Raw genomic sequence first — 10,196 nt, forward strand, 5'->3', positions numbered from 1 at the left:
CCCTCCCCGACGGCATGGCGAGCCCAGGGCGGGCCCGTTCCGAGGGTCCGAAGGTAGCGCTGGTGAGACCCGCCTGTCATTCGCGTATCGGGATACGGTCATGACAGGCGGGCCGTGGTGGGTACGGGGCCGGTCAGCCCTTCAGCGCGACCGCGACCGAGTCCGCGATGGGCGTGGTCGGGCGGCCGATGAGCCGGGACAGATCGCCCGGGGTGGCGGCCAGCCGGCCGCGCTCGATGGCCCCCTCGACGTCGGAGAGGACCACGGCGAGCGGCTCGGGGACGCCCGCGCCGGTGAGGATGGTCTGGTACTCCGCCGGGGAGACGGCGCCGTAGACGATCTCCTTGCCGGTCTGCTCCGCGATCACGGCGGCGTACTCGGCGAAGCTCCAGGCGGTGTCGCCGGACAGCTCGTACGCCTTGCCCTCGTGGCCCTCACCGGTCAGGACGGCGACGGCGGCCGCGGCGTAGTCGGCGCGCGAGGCGGAGGCGACCCGGCCCTCGCCCGCGGCGCCCACGACGGCGCCGTGCTCCAGGACCGGGGCGAGGTTCTCGGTGTAGTTCTCGTGGTACCAGCCGTTGCGCAGCAGGACGTACGGCAGGCCGGACTCGGTGACCGCCTTCTCGGTGACATGGTGCTCGTCGGCCAGGGTGAAGTCGGCGGCCGGGCCGCCCAGAATGCTGGTGTAGGCGAGCAGCGCGACACCGGCCTCCTTGGCGGCGTCAATGACCGCCTGGTGCTGCGGACCGCGCTGCCCGACCTCGCTGCCGGAGATCAGCAGCACCTTGTCGCCCGCGGCGAAGGCGCCGGCGAGGGTCTCGGGCCGGTTGTAGTCGGCCTCATGCAGCCGTACACCGCGGTCGGCGAAGTCGGCGGCCTTCGCGGTGTCGCGCACGACCGCCGTGATCTGGTCGGCGGGAACCTTCTCCAGCAGCCCCTCGACGACGAGTCGGCCGAGGTGGCCGGTGGCTCCGGTGACGACAATGCTCATGGGTGTGACTCTCCTGTTCAGGATCGGTACACCCACCTTAAGGGAAGCGCTAACCGAAAGAAAGGTACTTCCGGTTAAGTAAGTATGTTCATCGGGGGCCGGTCCGGGCCGAGTCCGGGCCGGGGGCCGGGTCCGCGGCGGAATCGGCGGGGGTTCGCGTCACTCCGGGACCTCGCTCTCCCGTGCCGCGAGGCTGACCGCGAACGGCAGGATCGTCACCGCGACACCCGGCAGGTGGTCCAGCGCCTTCGCCAGCGACTCCGCCGTGCCCCGGTGCAGCAGCTTGCCCAGCGGGGAGGCATAGGTGCGGCGCGGCACCAGCAGGGTCAGCGCGGTCTGCCCGTCCTCGGTGGTACGGGCCGCCAGCTCCATCACCGCATGGCGCAGCCGCCGGTCCGGGCACGCCACGACCTCCAGCGCCACCGTCACCCCCGCCGTGGCCTCCCACCGCGCCATCAGCCGGCGGGCATGGCTCTCGTCCACCATGAAGTGCACCGCGCGGACCTCGTCGGGCCGCAGCTCATGGGCGTAGCGCAGCGCCTTGACCGTCGCGAGGTCGATGCTGTCCGCCAGGACGAAGACGACATGGCGCCGCCAGCGCGGGACGTCGTCCCCCGGATGCGGCACCGCCTCCAGGGCGGCCGCCTCCGCGCGGTACTCGCGGTTGATCCGGATCAGCGCCCAGACTCCCAGCGGGAAGACCACCACGACCAGCCAGGCGCCCTCGGTGAACTTGGTGATCCCGAAGATCAGCACCACGGCGGCGGAGACGGCCGCGGTGGTGAGGTTGACCGCGATCTTCCAGCCCCGGCCCGGCTCCCGCCGCCGCAGGTGATAGGCGGTCAGCCCGGCCCCGGCCATGGTGAAGGCGGTGAAGACCCCGATCGCGTACAGCGCCACCAGCCGGTCCACACTGGCCCCGGTGACCACCAGCAGCGCCAGCGCCACCACGGCCAGCGCGATGATCCCGTTGGAGAAGGCCAGCCGGTGGCCGCGCCGGGTGAGCTGCCGGGGCAGAAAGCGGTCCTCGGCCACGAAGCTGGCCAGGAAGGGGAAGCCGGTGAACGGCGTGTTGGCGCCCGTGTAGAGGATGAGCGCGGTCGCCAGCTGGACGAACGCCAGCCCCAGGGCGCCCACCGCCCCGTCGCCGAAGACCAGATGGGCCTCCTGCGCGAGGACGGTCGGGGTGCCGTCCCGGTACGGGATGGCGTGGGTGAAGTGGGCGAGGGCGGAGACCCCGAGGACCAGCGTGCCCAGGATGCAGCTCATCGTGATCAGCGTGCGGCGGGCGTTGGGGCCCTTGGGATCGCGGAAGACCGAGACGCTGTTGGAGATCGCCTCCAGACCGGTCAGCGAGGAGCCGCCGTTGGCGAACGAGCGCAGCACGATGAAGAGCGAGGCGCCGTAGAGCCAGCCGCTGCCCGAGGTGCCGAGGGGCACGGCGCCCGCGGCGTGCACATCGGCGTGCGGAAGCCGTCCGGTGAGCCCGCGTACCACGCCCACCACCAGCATCAGGCCGACGGCGACGATGAACAGATAGGCGGGCACCATGAAGACCCGCCCGGCCTCGCGCAGTCCGCGCAGATTGCCATAGGCGAGGATCAGGATCACCAGGGCGCTGAGGGGCAGTTGGAGATGGTCGATACCGGTCCAGCTGCCGCCGACGAGATGGGCGAACGAGATGATCGCGTTGGTGCCCGCCGAGACCTGGACCGCGACGGTGACGATGTAGTCCACCAGCAGCGCCACGGAGGCGATCTGGGCGATGTCCGGGCCGAAGTTCTCCCGCGCCACCACATACGAGCCGCCCGCCCGGGTGTAGATCATCACCACATCGCTGTAGCAGAGCGTGACCAGCAGCAGCACCAGCAGAATCGCCCCGGTCACCGGGAGGATCAGGGAGAACGCCGCGAGCCCGATGACCGGCACCAGCACCCGCAGCATCTCCTCGCTGCCGTACGCCGTCGAGGAGATGCAGTCGGAGGCCAGCACGCCCAGCGCGGCCGGGTTGCTCAGCTTCTCGCGCCGGATCCGCTCGGTGACCAGGGGCGGGCCGAGCAGCAGCCGCTTGAGGCGGTAGGCGGGGCGGTCGGGCGGCTGGATCGGGGCGGCGGGGTCGGCCATGCGGATAGCAGAGCGGGTGCCCGGCCGCAGCGTGGTCAGACGCTCCGGCCGGGCACCCGCCTGTGCCCATATGTACGAACGTGCCCGCCGACGGTACGAAGGTGCCTGTCGGCGAGGCGGGCCCGCTGAGGTCAGCCCACGACGGTCCAGGTGTCGCCGCCGGCGAGCAGCGCACCGAGGTCGCCCTTGCCCTTCAGCTCCACGGCGTTGTCGAGCTGGTGGGACATCTGGGTGTCGTAGACCGGGCGGTCCACATCGCGCAGCACCCCGATGGGGGTGTGGTGGAGCGTGTCGGCGTCGGCGAGCCGGGTCAGCGCGAACGCCGTGGTGGGCGAGGCGGCGTGGGCGTCGTGCACCAGCACCTGGTGCTCGTTCCCGGCAGTGACGGTGACCACCTCGAGGTCGCCGGTGCGCTGGTCGCGGATGACGCCCTTGGACCGGTCGGCGCCGAAGCGGATCGGCTGCCCGTGCTCCAGCCGGATCACGGCCTCCTGGGCCTGGTCCTTGTCCTTCAGGGCCTCGAAGGCGCCGTCGTTGAAGATGTTGCAGTTCTGGTAGATCTCCACCAGCGCGGTGCCCGGATGGGCCGCCGCCTGCCGCAGCACCTCGGTGAGGTGCTTGCGGTCGGAGTCGACGGTGCGGGCCACGAAGCCCGCCTCGGCGCCGAGCGCCAGCGACAGCGGGTTGAACGGCGCATCCAGGGAACCCATCGGGGTCGACTTGGTGATCTTGCCGACCTCGGAGGTGGGGCTGTACTGACCCTTGGTCAGGCCGTAGATGCGGTTGTTGAAGAGCAGGATCTTCAGGTTCACATTGCGGCGCAGCGCGTGGATCAGGTGGTTGCCGCCGATCGACAGCGCGTCGCCGTCACCGGTGACCACCCACACCGACAGATCCTGCCGCGAGGCGGCCAGACCGGTGGCGATGGCCGGGGCGCGGCCGTGGATGGAGTGCATCCCGTAGGTGTTCATGTAGTACGGGAAGCGCGAGGAGCAGCCGATGCCGGAGACGAAGACGATGTTCTCCTTCGCCAGGCCCAGTTCGGGCATGAAGCCCTGGACGGCGGCGAGGATCGCGTAGTCACCGCAGCCGGGGCACCAGCGGACCTCCTGGTCGGACTTGAAGTCCTTCATCGTCTGCTTGGTGTCGCTCTTGGGCACCAGGGAGAGCGCGCTTCGAGCCGATGCCGCGCCCTCGGCGAGGGTGTCAGTCATCGATGGCCTCCTTGAGGGCGGTGGCGAGCTGTTCGGCCTTGAAGGGCAGCCCGCGGACCTGGGTGAAGGAGCGGGCGTCGACCAGATAGCGGGCGCGCAGCAGTGTCGCCAGCTGACCCAGGTTCATCTCCGGCACCACCACCTTCTCGTAACCCTCCAGCACCGTGCCGAGGTTGGCGGGGAAGGGGTTGAGATGGCGCAGATGGGCCTGGGCGATCCGGTCGCCCGCGGTGCGGACGCGGCGCACCGCGGCGGTGATCGGGCCGTACGTCGATCCCCACCCCAGGACCAGGGTGCGGGCGTCGCCGGTCGGGTCGTCCACCTCGATGTCCGGCACGGTGATGCCGTCCACCTTGGCCTGGCGGATGCGGACCATGTGCTCGTGGTTGGCCGGGTCGTAGGAGATGTTCCCCGAGCCGTCCTGCTTCTCGATGCCGCCGATCCGGTGCTCCAGACCGGGCGTTCCCGGCACGGCCCAGGGGCGGGCCAGGGTCTTGGGGTCGCGCTTGTACGGCCAGAAGACCTCGGTGCCGTCGGCCAGCACATGGTTGGTCCCGGTCGCGAACTGGACGCGGAGGTCGGGCAGCTCGTCGACGTCCGGCACCCGCCAGGGCTCCGAGCCGTTGGCCAGATAGCCGTCCGACAGCAGGAAGACCGGGGTGCGGTAGGTCAGGGCGATCCGGGCGGCGTCGAGCGCGGCGTCGAAGCAGTCGGCCGGGGTCTTCGGGGCCACGATCGGCACCGGGGCCTCGCCGTTGCGCCCGTACATGGCCTGCAGCAGATCGGCCTGCTCGGTCTTGGTGGGCAGCCCGGTGGAGGGGCCGCCGCGCTGGATGTCGATCACCAGCAGCGGCAGCTCCAGCGACACCGCGAGCCCGATGGTCTCCGACTTGAGCGCCACGCCCGGGCCGGAGGTGGTGGTCACGGCGAGAGAGCCGCCGAAGGCCGCGCCCAGTGCCGCGCCGATCCCGGCGATCTCGTCCTCGGCCTGGAAGCTGCGCACACCGAAGTTCTTGTGCTTGGACAGCTCATGCAGGATGTCCGAGGCCGGGGTGATCGGATACGACCCCAGGAACAGCGGCAGATCCGCCTGGCGGGAGGCCGCGATCAGCCCGTACGACAGCGCCAGGTTTCCGGAGATGTTCCGGTAGGTGCCGGTGGGGAAGGCCCTGGTGGCCGGGGCGACCTCGTAGGAGACCGCGAAGTCCTCGGTGGTCTCGCCGAAGTTCCAGCCCGCCCGGAAGGCCGCCACGTTCGCCTCGGCGATCTGTGGCTTCTTCGCGAACTTCTGCCGCAGGAACTTCTCGGTGCCCTCGGTCGGCCGGTGGTACATCCACGACAGCAGCCCGAGCGCGAACATGTTCTTGCTGCGCTCGGCCTCCTTGCGGGACAGGCCGAATTCCTTCAGCGCCTCGATGGTCAGCGTGGTGAGCGGCACCGGGTGGACGTGATAGCCGTCCAGCGAGCCGTCCTCCAAGGGGCTTTGGTCATAGCCGACCTTGGCCATCGGGCGCTTGGTGAACTCGTCGGTGTTGACGATGATTTCCGCCCCGCGCGGCACATCGGGGAGGTTGGCCTTCAGCGCGGCCGGGTTCATCGCCACCAGTACGTTCGGCGCGTCACCTGGTGTGAGGATGTCGTGATCGGCGAAGTGGAGCTGGAAGCTCGACACTCCGGGCAGGGTGCCTGCGGGGGCACGGATCTCCGCCGGGAAATTCGGCAGGGTCGACAGGTCGTTTCCGAATGACGCCGTCTCCGAGGTGAACCGGTCACCCGTGAGCTGCATACCGTCACCCGAGTCACCCGCGAACCGGATGATCACCCGGTCCAGACGGCGGACTTCTTTACCGCCCTCTGCCGCTGGCTGCCCCCCGGCGGGCATCTGCCCGCCCTGCTGATCGGCTGGTTCGGCCTGTTCGGCCGGGCTGCTGACCTGGCTGGTCACTGCTTCGGACCTCCCTTGAGGCGGCGCTCCTGGACAGTCGGTGCCGACCGGTTGTTGTCCCATGACCATCGTACGTCGGTAAGGGTGGCCTTCCTTGGCGGGATCACATGGTGGACGCCCAAAGAAGAACCATATATGTCATGGTTTGGCATAGCCTGTCCCATCCCCCGTGCTGCCATTTCTGGTGATCCCCCGTTCAGCCTTTGGCCCCGCTTTGGCCCGTGGAAGTCTGCTTTCAGGAATTGAGATACGTGAGGACGGCGAGCACCCGACGGTGATCCCCGTCACTCGGCGACAGGCCCAGCTTCAAGAAGATGTTGCTCACGTGCTTCTCGACCGCGCCATCGCTCACCACGAGCTGCCGGGCGACGGCCGAATTGGTCCGCCCCTCGGCCATCAGCCCCAGGACCTCCCGCTCCCTCGGGGTGAGCCCGGCCAGCACATCCTGCTTGCGGCTGCGGCCCAGCAGCTGGGCGACCACCTCCGGGTCGAGCGCCGTACCGCCCTCGGCGACCCGCACCACCGCGTCCACGAACTCGCGCACCTCGGCCACCCGGTCCTTGAGCAGATAGCCGATGCCCCGGCTGTTCCCGGCCAGCAGCTCCGTGGCGTACTGCTCCTCCACGTACTGCGACAGGACCAGCACCCCCAGGCCCGGATGGTCGCGGCGGAGCCGGATGGCCGCCCGCACCCCCTCGTCGGTGTGCGTGGGCGGCATCCGTACGTCGGCCACCACCACATCCGGCGGCACGCCCTCGTCGGCCAGCTCCCGCACCGATTTGATCAGCGCTTCCGCGTCCCCGACGCCCGCGACCACCTCATGGCCCCGGTCGGTCAGCAGCCGGGTCAGCCCCTCCCGGAGCAGCACCGAATCCTCGGCGATGACCACCCGTACTCTGTCCGGCACGATGCTCGGCCCCCGTTTCACTCGGCCCCCGTTTCACTTGTTCCGTGGGGACCAGCATCCCAGGGTTGGGCCGCCCGCGTCGCGCGGAACCGGACGGGTACGACAGGTGGGGTCGTGTCGCGCCCTCAGCGTCGGCCGTTCGGGCCGTGCGCCCTCAGCGCCAGGGGAGCTCGGCGGTCACGGTGGTCGGCCCACCGGGCGGGGAGTTGACGACGAGGATCCCGTCCACCGCGTCGATCCGCTCGGCCAGCCCGGCCAGCCCCGAACCGGCGGAGGTGCCGGCCCCGCCCCGCCCGTCGTCCGTGATCTGCAGCAGCAGCCGGTCCTCGGTGCGCCAGACATCGACTTCGGCGGTGCGGGCGCCGCTGTGCTTGCTGATGTTCTGGAGCAGTTCGGAGACGGTGAAGTAGGCGATTCCCTCGATCGCGGGTGCGGGCCGTTGGGGAAGGTCGACGCTTACCGTGACGGGGACGGTGCAGCGGGCTGAGAGGGCGGAGAGGGCGGGGCCGAGGCCGCGGTCGGTGAGGATCGCGGGATGGATGCCGCGGGCGAGGTCGCGTAGTTCCTGGAGGGCGAGTTTCACCTCGCCGTGGGCCTCGTCGACCATCTTGGCGGCGGCTTCCGGGTCCTCCTCCAGCTTCTCCTTCGCCAGACCGAGCCCCATGGCGAGGGCGACCAGCCGGGCCTGGGCGCCGTCGTGAAGGTCCCGCTCGATCCGGCGCAGGTCCGCGGCGGCGGTGTCGACCACCGTGCCCCGGTCCGACTCCAGCTCCCAGACCCGGCTCGCCAGCCGGGACGGACCGAGCAGCCCGGCCACCATGATCCGGTCGACCGAGGTCAGCGCCCGCATCACCCACGGGGTCAGCAGCAGGACCAGCACACCCGCGACACAGGTCGCGGCGACCTCGAACGGGGTGTCCAGATAGAACGCACGCCCGTGGTCGTCCCCGAAGATCTGCAGGCCCGGCTCGTCCATGTACCGGGGGAAGACCCAGCGCCACAGCGGATAGGTCGCGAAGCCCCAGCCGTAGCTGGTGAAGACGATCGCGAAGGTGAAGGAGAAGAGCGCCCACGGCAGATGGATCAGTGCGTAGATCACATGACGCCAGGAGGTGCCGCTCCTGAGCAGCGCGCCCACCCAGGCGACCGGCCCGCGCTTGCCCCCGCGGCCGCCCTTCCGGCCGAGGACGGGCTCGGGCTCGGCCACCTCCAGCCGCAGCAGGGCACGGGCGCGGGCCCGCTCGACGACGCCGAGCGCCCGGCAGCCCGCGAGGGCGGCGCCGAGCACCGGGACGCCGAGGAAGGTGATCAGCAGTCCGGCGCCGAGCGCGAGCATCGTGATCGTGTAGACGAAGGTGAGGACGGCCATCGGCAGGCTGATCACGAGATAGAGGAACTCACGCCAGACCCGGGCCTGGAACGGCGCCTTCAGCGCCGCGGGCACCAGATGGCCACGGGGCTCGGTCCCCGGCTCGTAGGGTCGATATGCGGTGGCCATCGTCTCGTCCATCCTCCGGGGGCCTGGTGGGTCACGCGATCCGGGTCAGCAGGGTGGGTCGCGTTCTGTGCGTACACCCAGAATCCCGGAGCGAGGTCGGCCCGACCATCGGGCGGATCGGCCTCTTCACCGGGGGGTTAGCCCTACCTTCCGGGGGTGTGCGGGGGCTGTGCGGGGGCTGGCTCTTCGCCCCCGGGGGTCGGCTGCCCTCCGGGGGCTGGTTCTGCACTCCGGAGGGGCTGGCTCTGCACTCCGGCGTCAGGCGCCTGACCGGGAATGCGCCACCGCCGTGCCCGCCGCCGACCCCGTCCGGTGGCGCCAGGGCAGCTCGGCGGTCACGGAGGTCGGCCCACCGGGCGGGGAGTCCACCGCGAAGAGCCCGTCGACCGAGCTCAGCCGCTCCGTCAGCCCCGCGAGCCCCGTGCCCCCGTCGGTGGTCGCCCCGCCGTGTCCGTCGTCCCGTACCTGGATCAGCAGCCGGTCCTCGGTGCGCCAGACATCGACTTCGGCGGTGCGGGCGCCGCTGTGCTTGCTGATGTTCTGGAGCAGTTCGGAGACGGTGAAGTAGGCGATTCCCTCGATCGCGGGTGCGGGCCGTTGGGGAAGGTCGACGCTTACCGTGACGGGGACGGTGCAGCGGGCTGAGAGGGCGGAGAGGGCGGGGCCGAGGCCGCGGTCGGTGAGGATCGCGGGATGGATGCCGCGGGCGAGGTCGCGTAGTTCCTGGAGGGCGAGTTTCACCTCGCCGTGGGCCTCGTCGACCATCTTGGCGGCGGCTTCCGGGTCCTCCTCCAGCTTCTCCTTCGCCAGACCGAGCCCCATGGCGAGCGCGACCAGCCGGGCCTGGGCGCCGTCGTGAAGGTCCCGCTCGATCCGGCGCAGGTCCGCGGCGGCGGTGTCGACCACCGTGCCCCGGTCCGACTCCAGCTCGGCGATCCGCCGCTCCAGCTCATCGGAGGGGAACAGCAGCCCGCGCACCATCGCCCGATCCGCATGCGTCAGCCCCCGAGCGATCCACGGCAGCACCGGCCAGGCGACGAACAGCGAGGTCAGGGTGAGCGCGAAGGTGACCACCGCCCACGGCAGCCGGATCAGGGCGTACAGCGTGGCGCGCCAGCCCACCGGGTCCCGCAGACTCGTCCACAGTCGGCTGAGGAAGCCACTGCCCGGCCGGTACGGCAGCGGGCTGGGCTCATCGATGCGCACCGAGAGCAGCGCCCTGGCGCGGTTCCGCTCGAACCGGCCGAGGAGTCGGCTGAAGCGCAGCCCCAGGGCCAGCAGCGGCAGCCCCACCACCGTGACGGACAGCCCCAGCCCCACAGCCAGCCAGACCAGGGTGAGGATGAAGCAGACGATGCCCACCGGCAGGTTGCCCAGGAGATAGGCGATCTCCTTCCAGGTCTGCGCGGGAAAGGCGAACGCGGGCGGCCGCGGCAGCCGCTCGTCGCCGCGGCCACGGCCGCCGCCGTCGGGGCCGTGGACGGGGGAACTGGAGGTCATGGCAGCAAGACTGCCCG

At 70.8% G+C, this 10,196-nt stretch carries 7 protein-coding genes; all 7 read right to left on the reverse strand.

What is annotated here, in order from left to right:
- Positions 1 to 133 precede the first annotated feature (133 nt).
- Positions 134 to 991 carry an SDR family oxidoreductase gene (locus tag AS97_RS26280; RefSeq protein ID WP_210565769.1) on the reverse strand — a complete coding sequence of 286 codons (858 nt, stop codon included), beginning with the start codon at positions 989 to 991 and terminating at the stop codon, positions 134 to 136.
- A gap of 159 nt (positions 992 to 1,150) precedes the next feature.
- A complete protein-coding gene (locus tag AS97_RS26285; RefSeq protein WP_086709814.1) occupies positions 1,151 to 3,115 on the reverse strand; it encodes an APC family permease in 1,965 nt (654 codons plus the stop codon).
- Positions 3,116 to 3,246: 131 nt separating this feature from the next.
- Complete coding sequence (locus AS97_RS26290) at positions 3,247 to 4,329, reverse strand: 2-oxoacid:ferredoxin oxidoreductase subunit beta (RefSeq protein WP_059149038.1); 1,083 nt, start codon at positions 4,327 to 4,329, stop codon at positions 3,247 to 3,249.
- Positions 4,322 to 6,274 (reverse strand): 2-oxoacid:acceptor oxidoreductase subunit alpha, encoded by a 1,953-nt coding sequence (locus AS97_RS26295; protein WP_059149037.1) that lies wholly within the window; start codon positions 6,272 to 6,274, stop codon positions 4,322 to 4,324. Before AS97_RS26295 ends, AS97_RS26290 begins: the two co-directional genes overlap by 8 nt.
- A gap of 235 nt (positions 6,275 to 6,509) precedes the next feature.
- A complete protein-coding gene (locus AS97_RS26300) occupies positions 6,510 to 7,181 on the reverse strand; it encodes a response regulator transcription factor (RefSeq protein ID WP_086709818.1) in 672 nt (223 codons plus the stop codon).
- Positions 7,182 to 7,335: 154 nt separating this feature from the next.
- Complete coding sequence (locus tag AS97_RS26305; protein ID WP_210565770.1) at positions 7,336 to 8,679, reverse strand: sensor histidine kinase; 1,344 nt, start codon at positions 8,677 to 8,679, stop codon at positions 7,336 to 7,338.
- Positions 8,680 to 8,937: 258 nt separating this feature from the next.
- Positions 8,938 to 10,179: a sensor domain-containing protein gene (locus AS97_RS26310; protein WP_210565771.1), complete on the reverse strand. Its 1,242-nt coding sequence runs from the start codon at positions 10,177 to 10,179 to the stop codon at positions 8,938 to 8,940.
- Between the last annotated feature and the right edge of the window lie 17 nt (positions 10,180 to 10,196).

Source organism: Streptomyces sp. AgN23 (genome assembly GCF_001598115.1).
GTDB classification, from domain to species: Bacteria; Actinomycetota; Actinomycetes; order Streptomycetales; family Streptomycetaceae; genus Streptomyces; species Streptomyces antimycoticus.